This window comes from Fictibacillus marinisediminis, assembly GCF_023149135.1.
Lineage (GTDB): Bacteria > Bacillota > Bacilli > Bacillales > Fictibacillaceae > Fictibacillus_C > Fictibacillus_C marinisediminis.
The window spans coordinates 3,367,947-3,390,646 of the sequence record NZ_JAIWJX010000002.1 but is presented as its reverse complement, the minus strand read 5'-3'; the positions used below and the strand labels follow the sequence as shown (position 1 = coordinate 3,390,646).

General features: G+C 43.3%; 23 protein-coding genes and 1 pseudogene. 15 read left to right on the top strand and 9 right to left on the bottom strand.

Going from position 1 to position 22,700, the window contains the following annotated elements; genetic code table 11:
• The first annotated feature begins 20 nt into the window (after nt 1-20).
• Entirely contained in the window at nt 21-626 is a 606-nt protein-coding gene (locus LCY76_RS18070; protein WP_248253778.1) for a DedA family protein, read from the top strand.
• A 30-nt stretch (nt 627-656) separates the two neighbouring features.
• Here LCY76_RS18070 and LCY76_RS18065 read toward each other — a convergent pair whose 3' ends face one another.
• Both LCY76_RS18065 and LCY76_RS18060 read right to left on the bottom strand, forming a co-directional pair.
• Nucleotides 657-1,592: a DMT family transporter gene (locus LCY76_RS18065; protein ID WP_248253777.1), complete on the bottom strand. Its 936-nt coding sequence runs from the start codon at nt 1,590-1,592 to the stop codon at nt 657-659.
• On the bottom strand, nt 1,589-1,999 hold the full coding sequence (locus LCY76_RS18060) for a MerR family transcriptional regulator (protein ID WP_248253776.1): 411 nt from the start codon (nt 1,997-1,999) through the stop codon (nt 1,589-1,591). Before LCY76_RS18060 ends, LCY76_RS18065 begins: the two co-directional genes overlap by 4 nt.
• A 259-nt stretch (nt 2,000-2,258) precedes the next feature.
• Here LCY76_RS18060 and LCY76_RS18055 point away from each other — a divergent pair, with 259 nt between their 5' ends.
• The 6 genes and pseudogenes from LCY76_RS18055 (at nt 2,259) to LCY76_RS18030 (ending at nt 8,176) form a co-directional block, all read left to right on the top strand.
• Nucleotides 2,259-2,603: a DUF3870 domain-containing protein gene (locus LCY76_RS18055; protein WP_248253775.1), complete on the top strand. Its 345-nt coding sequence runs from the start codon at nt 2,259-2,261 to the stop codon at nt 2,601-2,603.
• Between the two features lie 245 nt (nt 2,604-2,848).
• On the top strand, nt 2,849-3,481 hold the full coding sequence (locus tag LCY76_RS18050) for a response regulator transcription factor (protein ID WP_248253774.1): 633 nt from the start codon (nt 2,849-2,851) through the stop codon (nt 3,479-3,481).
• Nucleotides 3,482-3,492: 11 nt separating this feature from the next.
• A complete protein-coding gene (locus LCY76_RS18045) occupies nt 3,493-4,611 on the top strand; it encodes a sensor histidine kinase (RefSeq protein WP_248253773.1) in 1,119 nt (372 codons plus the stop codon).
• Nucleotides 4,612-4,713: 102 nt separating this feature from the next.
• Nucleotides 4,714-5,649, top strand: coding sequence for an ABC transporter ATP-binding protein (locus tag LCY76_RS18040; RefSeq protein WP_248253772.1), 936 nt, complete (start codon nt 4,714-4,716; stop codon nt 5,647-5,649).
• 260 nt (nt 5,650-5,909) lie between these two features.
• Nucleotides 5,910-7,030, top strand: a pseudogene (locus LCY76_RS18035) (ABC transporter permease).
• The gene (locus LCY76_RS18030; protein ID WP_248253771.1) at nt 7,031-8,176 is read left to right on the top strand and encodes an ABC transporter permease; all 1,146 of its coding nucleotides are present in this window, start codon (nt 7,031-7,033) and stop codon (nt 8,174-8,176) included.
• Nucleotides 8,177-8,256: 80 nt separating this feature from the next.
• On the opposite strand, the gene LCY76_RS18025 is transcribed toward LCY76_RS18030, so the two are convergent.
• From LCY76_RS18025 to hxlA, 4 genes are all read right to left on the bottom strand, one after another.
• Nucleotides 8,257-9,396, bottom strand: coding sequence for a zinc-dependent alcohol dehydrogenase (locus LCY76_RS18025; protein WP_248253770.1), 1,140 nt, complete (start codon nt 9,394-9,396; stop codon nt 8,257-8,259).
• Between the two features lie 145 nt (nt 9,397-9,541).
• On the bottom strand, nt 9,542-10,258 hold the full coding sequence (locus LCY76_RS18020) for a 3-ketoacyl-ACP reductase (RefSeq protein ID WP_248253769.1): 717 nt from the start codon (nt 10,256-10,258) through the stop codon (nt 9,542-9,544).
• 85 nt (nt 10,259-10,343) lie between these two features.
• On the bottom strand, nt 10,344-10,901 hold the full coding sequence (hxlB, locus tag LCY76_RS18015; RefSeq protein WP_248253768.1) for a 6-phospho-3-hexuloisomerase: 558 nt from the start codon (nt 10,899-10,901) through the stop codon (nt 10,344-10,346).
• Between the two features lie 11 nt (nt 10,902-10,912).
• Nucleotides 10,913-11,545, bottom strand: coding sequence for a 3-hexulose-6-phosphate synthase (hxlA, locus tag LCY76_RS18010; RefSeq protein ID WP_248253767.1), 633 nt, complete (start codon nt 11,543-11,545; stop codon nt 10,913-10,915).
• Between the two features lie 197 nt (nt 11,546-11,742).
• Between hxlA and hxlR the strand changes: the two genes are divergently transcribed.
• The 4 genes from hxlR (at nt 11,743) to LCY76_RS17990 (ending at nt 15,034) form a co-directional block, all read left to right on the top strand.
• Nucleotides 11,743-12,099 carry a transcriptional activator HxlR gene (gene hxlR, locus LCY76_RS18005; protein ID WP_053357167.1) on the top strand — a complete coding sequence of 119 codons (357 nt, stop codon included), beginning with the start codon at nt 11,743-11,745 and terminating at the stop codon, nt 12,097-12,099.
• A 167-nt stretch (nt 12,100-12,266) separates the two neighbouring features.
• A complete protein-coding gene (locus tag LCY76_RS18000; RefSeq protein WP_248253766.1) occupies nt 12,267-13,901 on the top strand; it encodes a gamma-glutamyltransferase family protein in 1,635 nt (544 codons plus the stop codon).
• A 30-nt stretch (nt 13,902-13,931) separates the two neighbouring features.
• A complete protein-coding gene (locus LCY76_RS17995; RefSeq protein WP_248253765.1) occupies nt 13,932-14,507 on the top strand; it encodes a chromate transporter in 576 nt (191 codons plus the stop codon).
• Nucleotides 14,504-15,034, top strand: a complete 531-nt coding sequence (locus tag LCY76_RS17990) for a chromate transporter (RefSeq protein ID WP_248253764.1) — start codon at nt 14,504-14,506, stop codon at nt 15,032-15,034. The genes LCY76_RS17995 and LCY76_RS17990 overlap by 4 nt, the downstream gene beginning before the upstream one ends.
• A gap of 30 nt (nt 15,035-15,064) precedes the next feature.
• Here the strand turns inward: LCY76_RS17990 and LCY76_RS17985 are convergent, their stop codons facing one another.
• The 3 genes from LCY76_RS17985 to LCY76_RS17975 are packed head-to-tail and all read right to left on the bottom strand — an operon-like array spanning nt 15,065 to nt 17,475.
• Complete coding sequence (locus LCY76_RS17985; RefSeq protein ID WP_248253763.1) at nt 15,065-15,508, bottom strand: threonine/serine exporter family protein; 444 nt, start codon at nt 15,506-15,508, stop codon at nt 15,065-15,067.
• Nucleotides 15,509-15,520: 12 nt separating this feature from the next.
• Nucleotides 15,521-16,282 carry a threonine/serine exporter family protein gene (locus LCY76_RS17980; protein ID WP_248253762.1) on the bottom strand — a complete coding sequence of 254 codons (762 nt, stop codon included), beginning with the start codon at nt 16,280-16,282 and terminating at the stop codon, nt 15,521-15,523.
• A gap of 20 nt (nt 16,283-16,302) precedes the next feature.
• Nucleotides 16,303-17,475, bottom strand: a complete 1,173-nt coding sequence (locus tag LCY76_RS17975) for an MFS transporter (protein ID WP_248253761.1) — start codon at nt 17,473-17,475, stop codon at nt 16,303-16,305.
• Between the two features lie 209 nt (nt 17,476-17,684).
• Here LCY76_RS17975 and LCY76_RS17970 point away from each other — a divergent pair, with 209 nt between their 5' ends.
• From LCY76_RS17970 to LCY76_RS17955, 4 genes are all read left to right on the top strand, one after another.
• Nucleotides 17,685-19,187 (top strand): spore germination protein, encoded by a 1,503-nt coding sequence (locus tag LCY76_RS17970; protein ID WP_248253760.1) that lies wholly within the window; start codon nt 17,685-17,687, stop codon nt 19,185-19,187.
• The gene (locus LCY76_RS17965; RefSeq protein ID WP_248253759.1) at nt 19,171-20,178 is read left to right on the top strand and encodes a GerAB/ArcD/ProY family transporter; all 1,008 of its coding nucleotides are present in this window, start codon (nt 19,171-19,173) and stop codon (nt 20,176-20,178) included. The genes LCY76_RS17970 and LCY76_RS17965 overlap by 17 nt, the downstream gene beginning before the upstream one ends.
• Before the next feature lie 88 nt (nt 20,179-20,266).
• Nucleotides 20,267-21,406: a Ger(x)C family spore germination protein gene (locus tag LCY76_RS17960; protein ID WP_248253758.1), complete on the top strand. Its 1,140-nt coding sequence runs from the start codon at nt 20,267-20,269 to the stop codon at nt 21,404-21,406.
• 62 nt (nt 21,407-21,468) lie between these two features.
• Entirely contained in the window at nt 21,469-22,683 is a 1,215-nt protein-coding gene (locus LCY76_RS17955; protein WP_248253757.1) for a right-handed parallel beta-helix repeat-containing protein, read from the top strand.
• Nucleotides 22,684-22,700: the final 17 nt, after the last annotated feature.

Here is a 22,700-nt window from a genome sequence, read left to right as displayed (position 1 = left end):
GCTTGTTTCAGGAGGTATACATGCAGAATTGGATTACAGATATTATTGAACAATTTGGTTATTTTGGCGTCTTTTTGATGATCGCCCTTGAAAATATTTTCCCGCCCATTCCCTCTGAAGTCATTCTGACGTTCAGCGGTATGATGACGTCTTTCTCTAAACTCTCGGTGTGGGGAGTCATTCTGGCAGCGACGGCAGGCTCGGTTTTTGGAGCTGCTGTTCTTTTCAAAGTGGGTACGTATCTCGATGTTTCACGTCTTGAAAAAATTGTAGACCGCTGGGGAAAAGTCCTGCGGTTAAAAAGAGAAGACATTTATAAAGCAGATTCCTGGTTTGATAAATATGGGTATTGGGCCGTTCTTCTGTGCCGGCTCGTTCCCCTTATCCGAAGCCTTATTTCGATTCCGGCGGGGATGTCGGGCATGAGGTTCAGTCTTTTCCTGCTGTTTACAACGATCGGCACGCTCGTGTGGAACACGATTCTCGTTTATGTCGGAGCAGCGTTCGGGCGCAATTGGGAACAAGTCGTTCAATTCATGGACATCTATTCCAACATCATGTACTCCTTGCTAGCTGCTGGACTGCTGGTATTCGTCCTTTTATTTATGAAAAAAAGAAAGCAATAAAGCTGTCCGCCATTTGAGCGGACAGCTTGTTTATTTTGTCTTTACTGCTTCGGGATACACGTGGGACTCTGTTTTTTGATTGAACAGCGAAAGTACTCCTGACGCGGTAAGAACGCCTAAAATTACACATCCGACTCCAAGCAGCTGAGGGTAGGTGATAGATGTCCCAGTCATGGCGGATATGATCATCGTAACCACGGGAACCAGGTTGAAAAATAGGGAGGTCTTGCCGGCTCCAATTTTTCTGATACCAAGGTTCCACCATAAATAGCCAAGTACGGTCGTACATATGGCCATAAAAAGAATAGCTCCCCAGCCTCCAAGCGGAATGTGAGGTGTGTAGGCCGGTGGTCTTGAAAACAAAGAGACGGCAATTAATGCGGCAGCACCGATCAGCATCGGATATGCCGTCGTTTCAAGAGAAGAGCTGTCTTTCACCCATTTCCGTCCTAGCACTCCATAGCTTGCCCAGCAGAGGTTTCCTCCCAGAATGATAAGATCTCCTTTAGAAAAGGATTGGCTCATTAACGTTTCCCAGGAGCCTTGCGTGATGACTAAAACGACGCCAATAAAGGCAAACCCAATTCCGGCCATGCGCTGTTTTGTCAGTTTTTCTTTTAGCAGGAACAGTGCTAAAACCGACGTCAAAATAGGGTTGGTGCCCATGATAAGCGCTCCACTGATCGGTGATGTATATTTCAATCCCGTGAAAAACAAAGTGTTAAAGCCGAACACTCCGATGATGCCGAGAGCCGCATAAGCCGCTAAATTCCGGGATAGCGTTGTTTTCTTCACGCCTTCTTTAACGATTAAAATCAGTAAAAGCACGATTGCAGCAATACCAAAACGCCAGGCGGCTGCCGAGGCCGGTGAAAAATACCCTACTGCATACTTGCCGAGATTGAATGTGGCTCCGGTAAACACCGCAAAACCGAGCAGCATGAGATAAACTGAGAGATTCTTCATTTCTTCGCTTCCTCTTCCAATAACGTGTGATACGTTTGAAGCTTCTCCCTGGTGATTTCCATAATGGCTTCCAATTCCCGTTTTTTGTTCTCCATGTTTTTTAGATGTTTTTCTAAGATGTCCACTCTTTTCGACAGTGTAGGAGCGGGCTTGTAATCGGGATCTTCCTCCAAACTGTCCCAAATGCAGCCATCCTGTACAAACTCTTTTACCTCTTCCAATGGCATGCCAGTATCCTTCAGGTTTTTTAAAAACTTGATGAAAGCAATATCTTTTGCTGAATACAGACGCTTATGGCCATTCTTCCTTCCAGGTGCCGGCAGCAAGCCCAGTTTTTCATAGTAACGCAGTGTATAGGCACTGATGCCGGTATCCCGGGCTGCTTCACTGATCGTGTACATAACCAATCATTCCTTTCTTTCACTTTCTTAAAGCTTACAACTTAGAGCAGGCTCTAAGTCAATTGGATATTTGGAAAAAAATAAAAATAGGCAGTGGTTTTGGGAATGTGAATTTGTGGTAAATTGCTTTGATTAGCCAAATCAGTGTCTTCGGAAATTTTTATTTTGGATACATATATATTTTTCAGGTTTACCCCGTAAGATAGCACATAAGGTTTGTTGCAGCAGTAAAAACAAATCACAGATAAAAGAGGGGTCTGGCGAAATGACTGAATTAACGAGGATGAAGACTGTGCTCGTAACGGGGTATGCGAAAGCGCCACAGGGCAATTATATGTTTGAAGTCTGCAAGACATCGGGCATCGTCATGGAAATCGATACGGAGACCAATGTGATCGTCAATGCTGAGTTTACGTTTGCCACGGAGCTGGCACGCGATTTTCTGAGAAGGGTCATCGTCAATTATAATTTAGCACAGGGGATCGACGGATTGATCCAGAGGATCGAAGACTATTATTATACCCCTTCCACACCTTCCGTCATCATGGCAGTCAAAGCCGCCCATAAACGGTATTTAGAGAAAATGAGATATTCCCAAGCGGCAACCTGATCCTTAAATCTTTAAACCTATTAAATGGCTGGCAAACTGTACTGATCGGCTGTGTACTCATGTTAATTGTTCTGGGCATTTCAGAACTTCAGAAGTTGTTTTATATAGAGTAGAAAGGGCTTGTCCATTCGGATGGGCTCTTTTTTTATTCGTGAAGAGGTTTTTGGTAAAATAAAGCCAATTAGAAGAAGGAAGAAAGTTTAAAAGAAGGATGTGAGCAGCGGAACGTATTCTGCTGAATAAAAATGAAAATTATCATTGCGGATGACAATTCCTTTATTCGAGAAGGAATGAAAATCATATTAAGCACGTATGGAGATTTTGAAGTGCTTGCTACCGTCAATGACGGTCAGGAAGCCGTTGATTTTTGCAAAAATAATGAAGTGGATGTTGCACTTCTTGATGTGCGGATGCCCAACATGAACGGTGTGGAGGCGACGAAATTCATCGCAGAACATACGTCGTGCAAACCCATGATCCTGACCACCTTTGATGATGACCAATACATATTTGATGCTATAAAAAACGGGGCAAAAGGCTATTTGTTAAAAAACACAGAGCCTGAACGGATCCGCGATGCCATTAAGAGTGTCTATCACGGCAACACGGTAATGCAGGAGGTCGTTCTGGATAAATTGAAATCGAATATCGATGGAAGCAAAAAGGCAGAGACAAAAATTGATGCCAGTCTTTTTACCGAACGGGAGATGGGAATCATGGCGCTCATCGCCAAGGGATACTCCAATAAATCCATCGCGAAGCAGCTTTTTATCTCAGAAGGAACCGTCGCCAACTATATTACCTCTGTATTAGGAAAAACAGGTCTGGAGCATCGAACACAGATTGCTATTTACTATTTAACAGGATCTTTGGAGTAAGAGGTAAAACAATGGAGCTATGGATCATTTACACCAAGCTGATCGTCGTGCTTTTTCTTGCGGTCAGCTATGCCCATATGAATGTGGAAAATCTGCCGTGGATCATATTTTGTCTCCTCTTATACGTGAGCTTAAATATCATGATATATATATTCAGCCGCGAGAAGTTCCAGCAAACGGTTCTGCTTGTTTCAATTCTGATGACCTGCCTGGCCTTTTATTATGTGGATCCGCTGTTTATTTTGCTTTTGCCATTAAATCTATATGAGCTGGCCTCACCATATTTCAAAACGAAATGGCTGCTGCTGGCTCTGGGCCTAATTCCGGTTTTGTATCTGCCTCAAAATAAATACTTATTTGGGTTGGTTTCTGCCTTCACCTTTGTTGTACATACGATGACCACCCGCTATACAGAAAAACTGATTCAGTATGAAAGCAAGCTGGACAAGGTGAGGCATGATATGCAGCGTCTGACGTCAAGCCTCAATGAAAATCAGGAGTATATCAAGCAATCTGAATATACGCATCGGCTGGAGGAGCGGAACCGCATCTCACAGCAGATCCATGACAGCATCGGCCACTCCATGACAGGGGCATTGATACAGATGGAAGCAGCAAAGAGCTTGATGGGAATGGATACGGAGAAAGCGAAAGAACTCTTGCAGAATGCCATCGTCATCTCGAAAAAGGGAATTGAAGATATACGAATTACCTTGAAAAATATGAAGCCCCCCACTGAACAGATGGGGGTTCAGCGAATGAAACTGATGATTGAAGAGTTTTCGGTAAAGCACCGGATCAAGGCTCCTTTCGTATACAAAGGGAATATGGACATGATTACTCCTATCCAGTGGAAGATTATCGCGGAGAACGTGACCGAGGCGCTTACGAATTCCATGAAATATAGCAAAGCGACGGAAATAACGATTGAGATTCAAGTGCTGAACCGCATGATCAAAGCGGAGGTCAAGGACAATGGAAGAGGAGCTGTTAAAGTGGTAAAAGGGCTTGGAATCATGGGGATGGAAGAGAGAACAGCCTCTGTCAACGGAACGATTATTGTGGACGGAGCGAACGGGTTCTCTGTTACCACGCTGCTTCCTATAGGCAAAGTGAAGGGCCTCATATAAAAATAGTGAAGATTCTCATGTGAAAAGAGTGAACTAATGCACTGACGTTGGTTCACTCTTTTTCCGTATAATGACAATATAAAGAATACATGAGGTGAGATGATGAACGTTTTAGAAATCAATAACCTGACAAAAAAATTCGGTGACTTCATCGCTGTAGACAATATGTCCTTAACCATTAAAGAAGGTGAAATTTTCGGGTTCCTCGGTTCGAACGGAGCTGGAAAAAGTACAACGATCAACATGATTGCAGGTTTGTTAAGAAGCAATGAAGGAGAAATCAAAATCCTTGGCAAGAACATTGCAAACAACAGCAAGTTCGCAAAGATGAACATCGGCATCGTACCACAGGATCTAGCCATCTATGAAGATATGACAGCCTATGAAAATATACGTTTCTTCGCAGGACTTTACGGACTCCGCGGTGCAGAACTCAAAGACCGGGTAGAGGAAGCACTCGAGTTTGTCGGCTTACTTGATAAACAAAAAAACTTTCCAAAGAACTTTTCCGGCGGGATGAAACGAAGGCTGAACATCGCCTGTGCCATCGCGCACCGTCCGAAACTGATCATCATGGATGAACCGACGGTCGGGATTGATCCACAATCCAGGAACTATATTTTGAACTCTGTCAGAAAACTGAACGAGATGGGATGCACCGTTATCTACACGAGCCACTATATGGAGGAAGTAGAAGAAATCTGTTCAAGAATCGCGATTGTGGATCACGGTAAGGTCATCGCAGAAGGAACCAAAGAACAGCTGAAAGCCATCATAACAGATACAAAAGACATCTGGGTTGACGTTAAATCAAACGATAATATTGAAGAAAGCATTTTAAAGGACATCAACGGCGTGAACACAGTGCAGGTTGAAGAGAACATCGTTAAAATCAATTCTCATGCCGAAGTCAGCAACTTAAATAAAATCATTCAATATTTTATCAACCGGGAAATCGAAATCCGCTCACTGCAAGAACAGGCACCTAACCTGGAAACCGTCTTCCTCACCCTAACCGGAAGGAATTTGAGAGATTAAGGAAAATTGGCGTTAGCCAATTCTTCCTACCTTAATGAGGCTTACGTCAGAAGCCAATTAATCCACTACGGCGAAAGAGTAAATAGGAAAAATCGGCTTAGACGATTTGTTCCCACATTCATATTCTTTTGCGGGCTTTAAGGAAAAATGGCGTTAGCCAATTGTTCAAGGAAAATTGCGTTAGCCAATTATTCCTGCCTTTAATAAGCTCTACGAAGCTATAAACTTCTTTATAAAAATAACTAAGGAGGACTTCTCCCTTGAACATATTCAACATTGCACTTCATCATTTAAAAATCAGCATCAGGGATACCAGAACGTTGATTTTCATGCTGGCATTTCCGATCGTGATGATGCTGGTTCTTGGCTCTGCTTTATCCAATGCGTTTGATAAAAATATCAAGATTGATAAAATGCAAGTCCTATATAAGGAAACCGGGGATACCAGCTTCTCCCCGTATTTTAAAGAATTTACGAAGGCTGCCAAAAAAGAAGATATTTATTTTTATAAAGCTCCTGACAAGATGGATGGAAAAAAAGAAGTAAAACAGAACCGCTATGATGCTTATGTGGAGGTTTCCAATAATGGCTTAACCTTTTACGGAAGTGAACGAAACAGCATTGAGAGCAGCATTGTTCAAGGAATGCTGACCGCTTTTGCAGATAAATACAATCTCGTCAGCCAAGTGGCTAAAGTGAAGCCGGATCAGACACAGACGGTGCTGGCCAGCGGTACAACGGGCGATTACGTAAAAGAGAAGTCATTGAACGCCAATAAAGCACCGGGATCAATGGATTATTATGCGGTGGCCGTAACAACGATGATCGCTTTGTACGGGGCGATGGGGGCATCCTTTTTGCTCAGGGGAGAGAGAACACGAAATACAGCGGTACGTTTGGCAACCGCACCGATCACCAAGGCTGAAATTTTTCTCGGGAAAATTATCGGAAGCATTGTACTAAACCTGCTATCTCTTCTTCTCATTGTCACTGTGAGTTCCTTGCTGTTTAACGCAAACTGGGGGGAGCATCTCGGCCTGGTCATTGTTATCTTACTGTCTGAAGTATTCCTTGCCGTAAGTTTCGGTCTTGGGGTCAGTTACATGGCAAAAACCGGTGAGGCTTCCAGGACGATCATCCTCATTGTCGTTCAGCTCGCTTCCTTCTTCGGCGGGGCATATTTTAAAATCGATAATCCTGATGGCTTCATGAAGCTGGTCACGAACCTTTCACCACTGACTTGGGCAAATACAGCTATCAATAAAATTATCTACAATAATGATCTTGCGGCTTCACTGCAGGTTATTGGATTAAATCTCGGGTAGCTGTCATCTTTTTAACCATTGCCATTGTTGCTTTCAAACGACGGGAGGGCTTTTAAGTGAAAGAGATTCTTTGGCTCATAACAAATTCTCTGCGCTCCATTATAAAGAATAAAAGAAAGCTGTTCACCTACCTATTTGTACCGCTGATCGGCATTCTCATTGGAATTGCAGCGTATGGAAACACTGGTCCTGCTACCATGCATGCTGGCGTCGTCAATCAAGATAATGGGGAAATTGCCAATGACACGGTTAAATTTGTCGACGGATTAACCAATGTAAAAGTGAAAAACATTAGCTCTTCAGAAGTGAAAGATCAAATTGCTTCAGGAAAGCTCGACTGTGTTATTGTCCTCAATTCCGGCTTTTCAAACAGTGTGCTGAACGGCAACCCCGATCACATTGAAATCGTATCCATCAAAGGGGCAACCATCACTGGTTTTGTGAAAACCTATGTGAATAACTATTTGTCTAGCATCGCTTCCTTAAGCAAGGCAGCTGGCGGAGATCAAGCTGTGTTTCAAAAAATGTATGACCAGTACCTTGCATCAGATTTTCAAGTTTCAGCTCATTCACTCAAAGATACTTCAAAAAATAATGATATAACGAATCAGACGGTCGGTTTTCTTATCATGATCATGCTTTCATGTGCGGGCGGATTATCTGAAATTATCCTTCAGGAAAAAGAAAACAGAACCTATCTGCGGTTAATGTCAACACCGATTAACAGCCGAAAATACGTTTTCTCAAATGTGGTTGTTAACATGATCATCATGACGGTACAGATCTTAATTACACTGACGTTTATGACTCAAGTGTTCCATATTTCTACGGGGATCCCGTTCTTGACGATGGTAGAAATATTAATGATTTTCGCTCTTGCAGGTGTTGGATTATCGCTTGTCATTACTGCATTTGCATCGACCACGACTTCAGCTGGAGCACTGCAGAATTTGATCATGACACCATCGTGTCTGTTGGCTGGCTGCTTCTGGCCAGTAGAGATCATGCCGAAGACGCTGCAAAAAATAGCAGATTTTCTTCCTCAGCGATGGCTGCTGGACACATTTACTCAGCTGCAAAAAGGCCATTCGCTAAGCAGTCTTTCAATGAACATCTCCATTCTTTTCGCTTTCGCATTAGCCTTCTTCATGATTGCGATCTATAAGTTCAGCCGCGGCAACAATGTAAGGAACTTTATTTAATAAAAAGCTCTGTCAGTCCATGTTGTTGATAACAAAGCCTAATAAAAATCCCCTTTGGATGGTCCAAAGGGGATTTTTTATTATGGTTTTAAGACGACTTTAATGCATTCATCCGCATGATCGTTGAAGGTTTTGTATGCTTCGCTCGCCTGATCAAGAGGTACTCGGTGTGTTATGATCTCAGTCGGATCAAATTCCTTATTGGCAATTTTATCAAATAACATCGGCATATAGTGGATAACAGGGGCCTGACCCATTTTCATCGTGATATTACGCTCAAAAATGTTTCCAAGCGGAAACATGTTGTACATGGATCCATATACACCAGTGAGTTGGATGGTTCCAAACTTTTTAACGGCATTGAGGGCGATCTGAATGGCACTCAACGTACCGCCCTGCAGCTTCAGTTTTTGTTCAATCGCTTCAACAGGTGACTTTTTGCCGTCCATTCCTACACAATCGATAACAACATCTGCGCCGCCGTTGGTGATTTCATGAATGTGTGCACCCATGTTATCGAATTGATCAAAGTTAAAAGCTTCGACATTGTTCATTTTTACTGCATGATTTAGACGGTATCTTAAGTTATCTACGGCAATGACACGCTTGGCGCCTTTCATCCAGGCGAATTTCTGTGTCATTAAGCCAATTGGACCACAACCCAGAACAACGACTGTGTCACCTTCTTTTACCCCGGAATTTTCAACGCTCCAGTAGGCTGTAGGAAGAACATCAGACATGAAAAGCACAGCTTCATCCTCAAGTTCCGCTGATTCAGGAATGACAAACGGCATAAAATTCCCATAAGGCACACGCAAATATTCGGCTTGTCCACCGCTATAGTCGCCGTAACGGTCCGTAAAGCCGAAATATCCGCCTGTATCAAATTCAGGATTTCGGTTGGAATTATCACATTGGCTTTCCATTTCATGCTGGCAATAATAGCAGTGGCCACAAGAAATATTGAAAGGAAGGACGACCCTGTCTCCCTTTTTTACTTTGGTGACATCAGGACCAACTTCTTCTACAATACCCATTGGTTCATGTCCAATGACATAATCCTTATGTGCCGGAAGCGCTCCCTGATAAATGTGGAGATCTGATCCGCAGATAGCGGTTGAAGTAATGCGGACAATGATGTCTTCCTTTTCCTGTAGTTTGGGATCTTCAACATTTTTTACTTCGATTTCTTTTGCTCCCTGAAAAGTAACAGCCTTCATAATCAACCTCCTAAAATTGGTATAGAATACTATACCCCAAGCGAGGTTTTTTTTACCCTTCATTTACATAAATACAAAAGAGCAGTCCCTCTAAGGAGGAACTGCTCTTTTGTTCCTCAAGGAGGAACTGCTCTTTACCTGTTTTTTATGGATTTGTCGACCACATGCCTGCGTTTTTAATAAAAATACGCGGATTTAATTTTAACTGGGAAACCATGAACTCGGCCATATCCTCAGGCTGTATCACTTTTTCTGGATTGCCGTCCGTCAGATTTGTATCAATGGCCAAATCTGTCGCCACTGTGCTTGGTGTTAGGGCACTGACACGAATATTATGTTTCCTTACTTCAAGCATAAGAGATTCGGTTAGACCTAATACTGCAAATTTAGAAGCACTGTACGCACTTGTTACCGGTGCACCTTTTTGCCCTGCTGATGACGAAATGTTAATGATATCGCCTGCTTTTCTTTCAATCATTCCCGGCAAGACTGCTCTTGTAACGTTGTAAACACCCATTAAATTGACGTCTACGATATTTTTCCACTCTTCAGGCGAAAGTTCTAGGAATCCGCCAAACTTTGCGATCCCGGCATTATTTATTAAAATATCGATGGAGCTCAGTTCATCTTCAATGCTTTTTACAGCTTGAACAACAGCATTGCTATTCGTAACGTCAGCTTCTGCAATCGCCACCTTCACGCCATATTCCATCAGTTCTGCTGCTGTTTTTTCGAGATTTGAACGGGTTTTTCCGATAAGGCCAACATGAATGCCTTCATTCGCAAAAGCAATCGCTGTTGCACGGCCGATTCCTCTTCCAGCTCCGGTGATGAGCGCTGTTTTCCCCTTTAATGTTTGCATCTACGCTTTCCTCCTTTATGTAAAAACAACTGGAAGGACGCCAAAGGCAGTCCTATCCTGTTTTTTTATTTGGATGCAATGCATCCTATTCCAAATTTGCATGGCGCCCGAACATGGTATCCGTATCAAGCTCTTTCCTTTCCATGAAACGTAAAATAACAGCATCGAAAAACAGCAGAAGAGTTTGTTCGAATAGAGATCCCATAGGCTGAATGGTCTTATAGTCATTTTCCGATTGATCCTTTGGAGAGCCTGGTAATTTTACGCAGACATCGGCCATTTTACCAAGAGTCGAGTCGGGAAAGATGGTCACTGTAATGACTTTACCGTCAATGCTTTTCGTCTTTTCGGCCATTGAAATAAGGCTTTTTGTTTCTCCGGAACCTGAACCGAAAATGATGAGATCGTCTTCAGTCAGGTTAGGGGTCACGGTTTCACCGATGACATAGGAATCCAATCCCATGTGCATCATTCGCATGGCAAAGGATTTTCCCATCAGTCCGCTTCGGCCGGCTCCTGCAACAAATATCTTCTTGGCTTTCAAAATTTCATCTACGAGCTTTTCAGCCTCTTGATCTGAAATTAAGTCCGCTGCCCGGCTTAATTCCTTCACAATTTCCGTATAATAATGTGAAGTATTCATTTGGAAAATCCTTAGCTTTGTTTTACTAATTTTTGGATTTCAGCTGCGGTTGCTTTTTTATCATCTTGTCCAGTAATACCGCCGCCGACAATAACCAGGTCAGGCTGAGCTGCAACAACTTCAGGTAATGTTTCTAATTTAATTCCGCCTGCGACAGCCGTTTTTGCGTTTTTAACGACGCGTTTGATCGCTTTTAAGTCTTCAAAAGAGTTTTTCCCGACAGCCTGTAAGTCATAACCTGTATGGACACAAATATAATCAACACCAAGCTCATCAAGCTCTTTTGCTCTTGTTTCGATATCTTTAACGGCAATCATGTCCACAAGGATTTTTTTGTTTTGTTTTTTTGCTTCATCAACCGCACCTTGAATGGATGCATCTTCAGCTGCTCCAAGGATGGTAATGATGTCAGCACCGGCTTCAGCAGCCTTCATGACTTCGTATCCTGCAGCATCCATAATCTTTAAGTCGGCAAGGACTTTCAAATTTGGAAATGCTTCTTTCATTTCTTTAACTGCTCTAAGGCCTTCGTTGATAACAACCGGGGTACCGATCTCAACGATATCGATATGTTCTTCAACTTCTTTCACCAATTTGATGGCTTCTTCTGTATTTACAAGATCTATCGCTAGTTGTAATTCCATTTTTACATTCTCCTTCTGTGGTGTTTTATCTATGTTGCACCTCATATTATTTCCTTTGGCGGCTACTTTTAAAAAGTCCGTCAAGGATTAGTTGTAAGTATACTCTTCATGATTACCTATTGTGAAGTACTGACTTTAATATTACATAGTGTTAAAAAGTATACTATAAGGTATAATAAGGGTGGAGGTGATGTTCTATGTCACGAATGGACGATAAAATGTTTAACTGTGAGAAAGAATTAACGTTATCTGTCATCGGCGGCAAGTGGAAAATGATTATTTTATGGCACCTTGGGAAAGAAGGAACAAAACGCTTCGGTGAGCTGAAGGCTCTTATACCCGCCATCACTCAGCGCATGCTCGTTAATCAGCTTCGTGAACTGGAAGAGGATATGATTGTCCATCGCGAAGTTTATCCTGTTGTTCCGCCAAAAGTTGAGTATTCATTGACGAAGCAAGGTGAGAGCCTGATGCCGATTCTTGATGCCATGTACCAGTGGGGGAAGGATTACATGGTGACCATGGATATGAAACCGATAGATGATGCAAAGTAATTAATCCCGTCCGGAGAGGGACGGGATTTTTTTGATGTATCTTCAAGTAACCTAACCTTGAACTGATTCTATTTGTAAAACATTTGTATTTCACCATAACAAGAATTAAACTATGTATAATATTCTGAATATATATGTGGGTTTTGCATGCCACGAGAGGTGAAAACATGAAACAGGAAACCATGGAACAACCATTCTTTAATCAAGAACGATATCCGTATTCTTCCCGGCGTTCAGTAACCTACGGCAAAAAAGGAATGGTCGCAACATCTCAGCCGCTTGCCGCGCAGGCAGGCCTCGATATCTTAAAAAAAGGTGGAAATGCGATTGATGCTGCTATTGCGACGGCTGCCTGCCTAACAGTAGTTGAGCCGACATCCAATGGAATCGGGGGAGATGCTTTCGCTCTGGTCTGGACAAAGGGAAAGCTGCACGGATTAAATTCGAGCGGTCCTGCTCCAAATAACATCTCGGTTGAAGCGATAAAGCAGGAGGGTTACGACAAGATTCCGAAATACGGCTGGTATCCGGTTACTGTCCCCGGAGCTCCTGCGGCATGGGCAGAATTATCGCGCCGTTTTGGAAAGCTGCCGCTGACTGAGGTGCTTCAGCCGGCCATTACATATGCAGAAGAAGGTTTTCCGGTTTCTCCAGTCCTTGGAAAGTATTGGAAAAGGGCTTTTGAATCTTATAAAAATGAACAGAAATCCGATGAGTTTAAAAGCTGGTTTGAGACTTTTGCGCCTGATGGAAGAGCGCCGGAAATCGGTGAAGTATGGCGCTCACCCGATCATGCGGCTACTTTAAAAGAGATTGCTGAAACGAACGGAGAATCTTTTTACAGAGGGAAATTGGCTGATAAGATCAGAACAGCCTCTGAAAATGAAGGGGGTTTCCTGCGAAAAGAGGATCTTGCGGCCTATTATCCAGAATGGGTAGAACCGATTAAGGCGGAGTATAAAGGATATGAAGTATGGGAGATTCCTCCGAATGGCCAGGGAATTGTTGCTTTAATGGCACTTAATATCTTAAAAGGGTATGATTTTCCTGAAGCGGAAGCTGCTGATCGGTATCACAAGCAGATTGAAGCGATCAAGCTTGCTTTTATGGATGCCAAAAAATATGTGACAGATACTACGCATATGAAAGTAACAGCAGAAGCTCTTTTATCAGAAAAATACGCAGAAGAGCGCAGACAGCTCATTGGTTCAGAAGCGATGCTTCCTGAGCCGGGAATACCTCCAAAAGGCGGCACAGTCTATCTTGCGGCGGCGGATGAAGAAGGGAACATGGTATCCTTTATCCAAAGCAACTACATGGGTTTTGGTTCTGGAATCGTGGTGCCTGGCACCGGGATCAGCCTGCAGAACAGAGGCCATGATTTTTCCCTGGATCAGACCCACGACAACTGTCTTCATCCAGGAAAGAGAACGTATCATACCATTATCCCGGGATTCTTGACGAAAGAAGGAAAACCGATCGGTCCTTTCGGCGTCATGGGAGGATACATGCAGCCCCAGGGGCATGTCCAGGTCATCATGAACACGGTCGATTTCCAGCTGAATCCACAATCCGCGCTGGATGCGCCAAGATGGCAATGGATCGAAGGGAAGAAGGTACTGGTAGAACGTTCACTGCCGCAGCATGTTGCCGAGGAATTGGCGCGAAAAGGCCATGATGTCAAAGTTGCACTTGATGCCGGAAACTTTGGGAGAGGCCAGATCATATGGCGCAATCCTGAAACCGGCGTACTGGCCGGCGGAACAGAAGGCCGGACAGATGGAGCAGTGGCTGCATGGTAGAAATAACTTTCATAAGGATTTGATGTTTTCATGACCTATTTACAATTATTTATCGCTTTTTTTCGATCAGGCATTCTTGGCTATGGAGGCGGTCCGTCTTCCATACCGCTCGTACATAAAGAAGTGGTCGGAAAGTTTAAATGGATGAACGATGAAGAATTTGGAGATGTGCTTGCCCTTGGAAATGCCTTGCCTGGTCCGATCAACACAAAAATGGCAGGATACATCGGATACCGGGTGGCAGGTTTATCCGGTATGCTTGTTGCTTTGCTCTCTTCTATTCTTCCTACTATTATTCTGATGATCGTCCTTCTTTCCTCTCTCGCCCAATATAAAGACCAGCCATGGGTTCAAGGAATGACAAAAGGCGTGCTTCCTGTTGTTGCAGTTATGCTTGCGGTGCTGTCGTGGCAGTTTTTCACCAGCGCAAAGAAAGGTCTGGGAGTTAAGCTCAGCCTGATTCATGTGGCAGCAGGCATCCTGTTACTGCAGCTGCTTAAGGTGCATCCTGCCATTTTAATAGGGGTTCTCTTGGCTTATGCTCTACTAAAACCGGCAAAGAAGAACGATGAGGAACCTGCTCAGAGAGGGGAAGGTATGGGATGATTTATTGGCACATTTTCCTTGCTTTTTTTATCCCGGGCATTCTGGGGTATGGGGGAGGCCCGGCCTCTATTCCTCTGATTGAAAATGAAGTTGTGGGCCGTTATCACTGGCTGACCGTCAATCAGTTTACTGAAGTGCTCGCGCTTGGCAATGCACTCCCGGGTCCGATTGCCACAAAGATGTCCGGCTATATCGGTTACACGCAAGGAGGAACTCTCGGCTCTTTTGTGGCTGTTTTTGCAACGGTAGCGCCTTCCCTGGTTTTGATGATCGTCTTCCTGAGTGTCATCTATAAGTTCAAGGATTCACCAAGAGTGAAAAAAATGACGTTATACGTAAAACCGACTATTGCCGTTCTTCTCGGAGTGATGGCTTATGATTTTTTTGCAGAATCTGTCAGCTCTTCCGGCTGGATACAAACCGCAGCCATAGCCGCCATCAGTTTTCTATTAATGCAAAAATTCAAAGTATCTCCAGTCATCGTAATCGTGGCTGCAATTGGTTACGGGGCTGTTTTCATGGCATAAGAAAAGAACTGACATTGTCAGTTCTTTGTTTTACTTCACCGTTCTTTGGCTGCGCAAAATGATCGGGATAATCGTTCCTGCAAGGACAAGACCGAATGCGATTGCCCCTGAAATCAGAAAGGTTTGTGAGCCGAGCTGGATCGCGGCGTTGTAATCATTCTCGACCAGCTGTCTCATCGTGTCATAGGCACCGCCGCCTGGTACGAGCGGGATAATGCCGGAGACACTGAAGATGATGACAGGCATACGGTGGATCCGGGCATACAGGTGGCTGATGGCCGCTACCACAAATGAGGCCATCGCGGTGGCCAGAACCAGGTCGAACTGGCTGTTTCCTGACATCCCTTCAAAGATGAGCCAGCCGACCATCCCGCAGATGCCGCCAGGGATGACAGCTTTTTTTGGAACGTTAAACAGAATACCAAACCCGGCCGAAGCAATAAAGCTCGTCCAAATGGCTTCAATCATGTGCATCGTATTTCCTCCTCACAGCGTAACGATAACAAAAGCAATACCGGTACCGATGGCAAAGGCCGTCAGCATCGCTTCAGCTCCTAATGAGATGCCGGAAACAAGGTGACCGGCCATCAGATCTCGTACCGCATTTGTGATCAGCACACCCGGCACAAGCGGCATCACGGCTCCGATAATAATTTTATCGAGCTGGTCTCCAATGCCGGCCGTGATGGCAAGCTTGGCGATCAGGCCGATAAAAAAGGCAGCAAGAAGCTCAGAGAAAAAGCGGACCGAAATGTAGCGTTTTGAAAATAAGAAAAGGGCATAACCGACACCTCCGGCGATCGTGGCAGGCAAAAAGTCGTTCCAGTTTCCTTTGAACATGAGGCCGAAGCAGCCGCTCACGAGAATGGCAGCCACAACCTGAACCCATGTTGGATACGCTTCAGGTGTGACTTCGATCTTTTTCAATTCCTTTTTTGCCGTCTCCAGTGAAAGGGATTCATTGGCCACTTTTCGTGACAGATCATTGACGAGAACGACGACATGCAGATCTGTCGACCGGTCGAGGATCCTGACAATCTTCGTATAATCCTTTGTTTTTCCCTTTTCAAGCAACGATAGAATAATGGCGGTCGGTGTAACGAAAACCTGGGCGGCTTCCATGTTATAGTTTTGCGCAAGCCGGGTGATCGTATCTTCAACCCGGTAGGTTTCTGCACCATTTTGAAGCATGAGCCTGCCTGCCAAAAGGCATACTTCCATTACATCTTCAATTTTATTCTTAGGCATAGTAGGCCCCCTTTAGGAGATTAGTTCATAGATTCTTCTGCTGACTTTAGAAATTGCCTGCCTGCAAAATATACAGCGGCTGCAAATAGACAAGCGGCAAATATAAATTCTGCACGATTTCCAACCTTGTAAAACATTGAGCCGATCATCGGTCCGGCCGCCATACCCAAGTACCGGAAAAAGTTATAAACGCCTATGGCTGTTGCACGATTATGCTGAAAAGCCCGTGCCAGCAGGGTGGTTTGGACAGGGAGTGACAGCCCAAGACAAAGACCGAAAAGTGAGATGCTCGCGATTAAAACGGGCAGTGATACTGAAGATAAAAAAACAAATAAAACGGTGGCCAGAACATTTAAGGTTGATGTTACAATCAGGAAATTTTTCGGATTGCCCCTTTCCTGGAGCTGTCCGCCAACATAGCTTCCTGCCACTAAGAACAAGGACATTGGAAGGAAAACCAAGCCTTTTTCGCTGGCCGATAAACCATATAAGGCTGCGAGCAGATGAGGCAGGAAAACGAGAAAATTATAAAACGTATAATATTGAATAAATCCAAGAAGAACGATCGCAAGTGCGGTTCTTTTCTTAAGTACAATGGTGAAATCCGAAAAGCTGAATCCTTTTCTTGATTCCCCTGCAGGCTTTGTTTCAGGAAGCAGCTTCAAATTAGCAAAAAACATCACCAAGCCAGTTCCTGTGAGTACCCAAAATACACCTTGATAACCAGTATACCCTCCAACAAAGCCTCCAACAACAGGCCCAACTACCGGGCCGAGCGCTACAAGCATTTGAAAGGTTCCCATAGAACGCCCAAGGGCTTTCCCTTCAAATAAATCTCCGATGACAGTGGTTGCGACGACAGATCCTGCTGCGATTCCTGCTGCCTGAACAGCCCGGAATACGAGGAGTGTCCATATGTTAGGGGATAACGCCGCACCTGCTGAAGCTGCAACATAAAGAAGAATAGCAGGAAGCAGCACTTTTCTCCGGCCGATCTTGTCCGTCAACGGGCCATAAACCATCTGCATCATAGCAAGTATGAACGTAAAGATGGAAATCGTTAAATTCACAATGAACCCCGAGGTCTGAAATTCATGCTGAATTTCAGGGAGGATCGGTGTATAGATCGTTTGTGTGAAGGGACCGAAGAATGCAGCAAAGGCTACACAATAAAGTATGATTTTTTTATTCAATGAAGAGATCCGCCTTTCCAATATAACCGCCTATTCATTTTAAAAAACAGATTTAAAATTTCATAATATTAACTTTCTGACTTTACTATTTTACACTTTTCTTATCATACGGCAAATCATATATTCACCAATAGAAGAAATAGAATAAACCTTGCTTTATTTGCTCACTCTAATGATAGGAGAATAGCTTTAAAGGGAAGGTGAAGGAGATGCCGGAAGATGAACAAGTCAAGCAAGAATCAGAGGAAATCAAACCGGTTGACTCTGCGGCTGCAAAAAACCTGGAGTTTGTAAATCAGGCCCTTCATCAAAGCAGTGATTTGAAAACAAGAGATATCATTCATAATGATTCAGCAGGTATTGTCATCTACCTGGAATCGATCGCTGATACAGAAAAAATTCAAAACAGCATACTGGATCCGTTAAACAGACAGCCGAAAATAAACATCATGGCAGGTATTACGAATGCAGAAATGATACAGCTTAACGATTTGAATGAAGCCATAAAAAGATTGCTGACGGGAAACTGCCTTCTGCTTTTGGACGGGATGGACAGTGTTTACGCCATCAATGTCCAGTTGGAAATTACCCGGCCTCCTGAAGAGCCCTACAATGAAAAAGTTGTCCGCGGTTCGCATGAAGGCTTTGGCGAAAACATGAACCAAAACCTCGGGTTGATCCGCAAACGCATCGAAAATGAGAGTCTAGTCTTTAAACAGTATATCTTAGGTAAAAAAACAAAAACAAAAGTGGTCATCGCTTATATGGATGATTTGGTAAACAAAGAAATATTGGCGGAAGTGGACCGAAGAATCTGTTCTATTTCCACAGACATGATTTTTAGTCCGGGCTTTATAGAAGAGTTTTTGGAAAATAATTCATTCTCGCCTTTTCCGCAAATGCTTCCTACAGAACGTCCGGACCGGACGATGGCACACTTAATGGATGGAAGGATTGCTCTTCTGGCAGATGGGAGCGCTACCGCATTAATTTTACCGGTTACATTCCTTTCCTTTTTTCAATCACCTGATGATTTTAACAGCAGGATCCTCTCAGGTTCTTTCTTCCGCCTGCTGAGGATGGTAAGTTTTCTGGTGGCCATGACACTGCCCGCGATTTACATAGCCATTATTGGATTTCACTTTGAGATCTTGCCGAATGAACTCGTACTTCCTATTAAATCATCATTGGAAGGTATCCCTTTTCCGCCTATTGTTGAGGCCTTCATCATGGTGTTTACAATAGAGCTGATCCGCGAGGCGGGGGTGAGGCTGCCCACTCCGATCGGTCAGACCATCGGTATCGTTGGAGGTTTGGTCATCGGTGATGCCGTTGTAAACGCCGGCTTTATCTCCAACGTGATGGTCATTGTTATTGCGGTTACAGCGGTCGCATCGTTTACAGTTCCAACTTATGAAATGGGTGCTTCGATTCGTATCTTGACTTTTCCCCTGATGATTGCCGCCTCTCTGCTTGGCTTTCTGGGCATTGTTATGGGGCTGATGGTCATCCTGCTGCATCTGTGTAAATTGGAATCAGTGGGCACTCCTTATTTCTCGCCTTTTGGGCCGCTTAATCTCAGCGGCTTAAAAGATGCAATCGTACGCTTTCCGTTATGGAAAATGAATGATCGGCCGATGGACACTTTGCCCCAAAAAATAAAGAAACAAAACAAAACCAGAGGATGGAATAAAAATGAAACTAAGAAATAAGGACAATATTACATCCTTTCAGTTAATTTTCTTCATCGTCCAGGCTCAGGTCGGAGTCGGAATCTTATCTATGCCATACACTATTTACACACAAGCTGGACATGACAGCTGGATCTCTGTATTAATCGGAGGCTGTATTGTACAAATTCTATTGGTTTTATTCTGGTACACCATGAAAAGATATCCGGCTATGACCATTTTTGAAATCTTTGATCATAGTGCGGGCCGCTGGATTGGCGGAATGATTAAATTTCTATATATCATTTTTTTTATTTTGATCGGCGCGAGCATTCTTTCTCTATTTGCAGAGATGATCAACTTATGGATTCTTCCTTTGACCCCCAGGTGGCTGCTTATTATTCTAATGGCGGTTATCGGTATCTATGCAATAAGAGGGCCGGTTAAATTTCTTGCGAGGTTTTTTGTATTTGTCTCTATCATGCTGATCATTTTTGTATTACTTGTCATTTACGCTTTTTTTGAAGTGAATTACTTGAATATTTTCCCGGTAGGTGAGAGTGGCTTTTTTCCAATTTTAAAAGGGACGGAAAAAGCTTTTTTCTCCATGCTGGGATTTGAACTTTTTCTGGTCATTGCCCCTTATGTAGATTCAAAGCCGATTAAGAAATTAAAGTCCATTTCCATCGCCAATCTAATCGTTACATTGTTTTATGCTTTCTTAACACTGATCTGTATTCTCTTCTTTGGTATTAATGAATTTAAACTGGTACCCCAGCCGCTCCTGTATATGATAAAATCCTTTTCATTTAAAGTTCTTGAACGGATTGATTTGCTGTTTTTGTCCATGTGGATCGTTTCGGTTGCCACATCTTATATGGCCTTCTTGTTTGGCGCTTCAAGAGGAATGATGTCCTTTTCAAAAAACATCAGGATCATACTCCTTTCGTTATTTTTGCTGCAATACCCACTGTCATTCTTGCGCTCATACCTGAGGGGGGGTATGAGGTTGGAAAGTTTACCAATTCCGTGACGTATTTAAGCTATATATTCGTAATCGGGATACCAATCCTGTTTTTTATCATAACTGCTTTTACCTATATAAAGGAGAAGAAGGCGTTATGAAAAATAAATGGACAAAAATAATCTGCGTGCTGTTCTTGAGCGCTTCGATAATCCCCTTGATGACAGGATGCTGGGATCAGCGTCTTATTAAGGACTCCAGGCTTATTTTAGCAGCAGGACTAGATCTTGCTCCTAACGGAAAAATAAGGGACACCGTCGTATATCCAGTTGTAAACAAACCTTCTCAAGCAGTCGCTATGGTAAAAAGTGTGGTTGCAACTTCAACCGGAGACACCACACGTGATGCACGTTTTAACCTCGATAAAAAAGTATCGCAGATGTTCGATGCTTCAAGAAACCGCATCTTCTTATTTGGTGAAAAGCTGGCCCGAAAAGATATGTATTCCAGCCTCGATGTCATTTACAGGGATCCAAGAGGTTCCGTAAACGCCATGGTGGCTGTTGTGAAGGGACAGGCCGAAAAAGGGCTGAAAATTCAGCCTCAGGATTCAACGCTATTGGATATCTATTATCCTGAACTGATAAGAAGTGCCAGTAATATCGGGCTCTATGATATAGAAACCGTCCAATCGATCTGTACGCTCATGTTTGATGAAGGTAATGATTATCTGCTGCCGTACTTGAAAATCAGCGAGAAGCAGCAAAGAGCAGCAGTGATTGGAACAGCGATGTTTCATAGGAACAAAATGACGGGTTCATTGAACGGTAGAGAGTCGACTCTGCTGCTGCTTTTGAACAATGTTAAAAATCCTTACCCTCGATTTACATTTAAAATCAGCAAAAAGCAAGAAATCAATGAAAAGAATTACATGACCATTCTTGTTAATGATATTGAACGGAAAATGAAAATTAACATTTCCCACAATCAAAAAGTGCATGTTAAGCTAAATTTGGAAATGGATGTAAATGTAAATGAACTTCCGATGGATCATCTGGACAATCCCAAAAAAGCGATAAAGCTGGATCGTATATTATCACGAGAAATGAATAATCTTGCTAAAAAAACGATTAATAAGATGCAAAAAGCCAACTGTGATGAGCTTGGGATCGGCAAGAAGATTAGAGCGTTTCACAATTCCGATTGGAAGAGGATGAACTGGGATAAAGATTATTCAAAGATCATCATTGAACCAAATGTAAAAGTTAAGATTACCGGGCATGGCATTATTAACTAATAAATAGGCTTGAGCGACCGATATTAAAGGTGGAAAACCATTAATAGGGGGAAATATTAATCATGCGTAAAAAGGCAATAAAAATGATTTTGTCAGCAGTTCTGACCGCCAGTATCATACTTCCATCTCAAGCCCACGCAGCCGCACCGACTTACACGGTGACTCCGAGCAGTAAAACATATAAAGGGCTCATGATGAACTTCAGTACGTACAATTCCTATACGAAGCATTATTACCTGCTTCGGTCCTACCTTGAGCAGCTGGAAAAGACCGGGGGAGGTACCCTCATTTTAAACAAGGGGACGTACACGATCTCCAATACACTGTATGTTCCTTCGAATGTAACGCTTAAATTTAAGGACGGCGTGAACATTGTGAAAGGTACAAAGACCGGTACGAGTATCTTTCCGTCAGCGAAATCTATCTTTCAGCTGATCCGTCCATCCAAATCAGCGAAGAGCGGAGTGTATGGAGGATATAACGGAGAAAAAAATATTTCTTTCATAGGGGAGGGCTCTGTCGCTGTTGATATGAAATATACACAGGATGGGATTGCCATCATCATGGGGCACAACCAAAATGTTAAGGTAGAAAACATCACGTTCCGGAACATGCAGTCCGGCCACTTTATTGAAATGGATGCAACCTCCCATGCAACCATCGTCCATAATCGTTTTCTTAATTCCAAGCCGTCGCCTAACCGGAATAAAGAAGCGATCAACCTTGATACGCCGGATCATTCCACATTAGGCTGGAGCCAGAAATGGAGCACGTTCGACCGGACACCTAACCAGAATGTAACCATTGAAGATAATGAGTTTTATAATCTTGACCGTGCGGTAGGGACTCATAAATATTCTGGCGGCAAATATCATGATCAGGTTGTCATCAAGGACAATACGATAGAAAAAACGCGCGAGGATGCCATTCGTGTCATGAACTGGTCAAATGCTGCCATTGAAAACAATACCATTAAAAATGTCGCTGACGGAACGGGGAGTTACAGGGGGATATTGGCCAGTGGTGCCATCCATCCGAAGTTTAAAAATAACGTCATAGAGGATGCTGCAAGACCTATGCAATTTCTCGTGTGGCGAAACACAGGACCGGGTTCACTGTACGATACAATCTATAATGATTTAAATGAAGAGGATATCAACGCTTTAAAGACGAATAAAGTGAAGACACCGACAGAAGGATTTATCCGGATCAATAAAGAATATAATTACTTCACAAAGCAAAATACCGATTTAATTCCTGTGGAAATCATGAACTAACTGGAGGAGTGAGGCTG

Bases quoted from the DNA above. Each gene is read 5' to 3' on its own strand.
- LCY76_RS18070 (WP_248253778.1), top strand. From the start codon at position 21: ATGCAGAATTGGATTACAGATATTATTGAACAATTTGGTTATTTTGGC.
- LCY76_RS18065 (WP_248253777.1), bottom strand. From the start codon at position 1,592: ATGAAGAATCTCTCAGTTTATCTCATGCTGCTCGGTTTTGCGGTGTTT.
- LCY76_RS18055 (WP_248253775.1), top strand. From the start codon at position 2,259: ATGACTGAATTAACGAGGATGAAGACTGTGCTCGTAACGGGGTATGCG.
- LCY76_RS18050 (WP_248253774.1), top strand. From the start codon at position 2,849: ATGAAAATTATCATTGCGGATGACAATTCCTTTATTCGAGAAGGAATG.
- LCY76_RS18045 (WP_248253773.1), top strand. From the start codon at position 3,493: ATGGAGCTATGGATCATTTACACCAAGCTGATCGTCGTGCTTTTTCTT.
- LCY76_RS18040 (WP_248253772.1), top strand. From the start codon at position 4,714: ATGAACGTTTTAGAAATCAATAACCTGACAAAAAAATTCGGTGACTTC.
- LCY76_RS18025 (WP_248253770.1), bottom strand. From the start codon at position 9,396: ATGAAGGCTGTTACTTTTCAGGGAGCAAAAGAAATCGAAGTAAAAAAT.
- LCY76_RS18020 (WP_248253769.1), bottom strand. From the start codon at position 10,258: ATGCAAACATTAAAGGGGAAAACAGCGCTCATCACCGGAGCTGGAAGA.
- hxlB (WP_248253768.1), bottom strand. From the start codon at position 10,901: ATGAATACTTCACATTATTATACGGAAATTGTGAAGGAATTAAGCCGG.
- hxlA (WP_248253767.1), bottom strand. From the start codon at position 11,545: ATGGAATTACAACTAGCGATAGATCTTGTAAATACAGAAGAAGCCATC.
- hxlR (WP_053357167.1), top strand. From the start codon at position 11,743: ATGTCACGAATGGACGATAAAATGTTTAACTGTGAGAAAGAATTAACG.
- LCY76_RS18000 (WP_248253766.1), top strand. From the start codon at position 12,267: ATGAAACAGGAAACCATGGAACAACCATTCTTTAATCAAGAACGATAT.
- LCY76_RS17995 (WP_248253765.1), top strand. From the start codon at position 13,932: ATGACCTATTTACAATTATTTATCGCTTTTTTTCGATCAGGCATTCTT.
- LCY76_RS17990 (WP_248253764.1), top strand. From the start codon at position 14,504: ATGATTTATTGGCACATTTTCCTTGCTTTTTTTATCCCGGGCATTCTG.
- LCY76_RS17985 (WP_248253763.1), bottom strand. From the start codon at position 15,508: ATGCACATGATTGAAGCCATTTGGACGAGCTTTATTGCTTCGGCCGGG.
- LCY76_RS17980 (WP_248253762.1), bottom strand. From the start codon at position 16,282: ATGCCTAAGAATAAAATTGAAGATGTAATGGAAGTATGCCTTTTGGCA.
- LCY76_RS17970 (WP_248253760.1), top strand. From the start codon at position 17,685: ATGCCGGAAGATGAACAAGTCAAGCAAGAATCAGAGGAAATCAAACCG.
- LCY76_RS17965 (WP_248253759.1), top strand. From the start codon at position 19,171: ATGAAACTAAGAAATAAGGACAATATTACATCCTTTCAGTTAATTTTC.
- LCY76_RS17960 (WP_248253758.1), top strand. From the start codon at position 20,267: ATGAAAAATAAATGGACAAAAATAATCTGCGTGCTGTTCTTGAGCGCT.
- LCY76_RS17955 (WP_248253757.1), top strand. From the start codon at position 21,469: ATGCGTAAAAAGGCAATAAAAATGATTTTGTCAGCAGTTCTGACCGCC.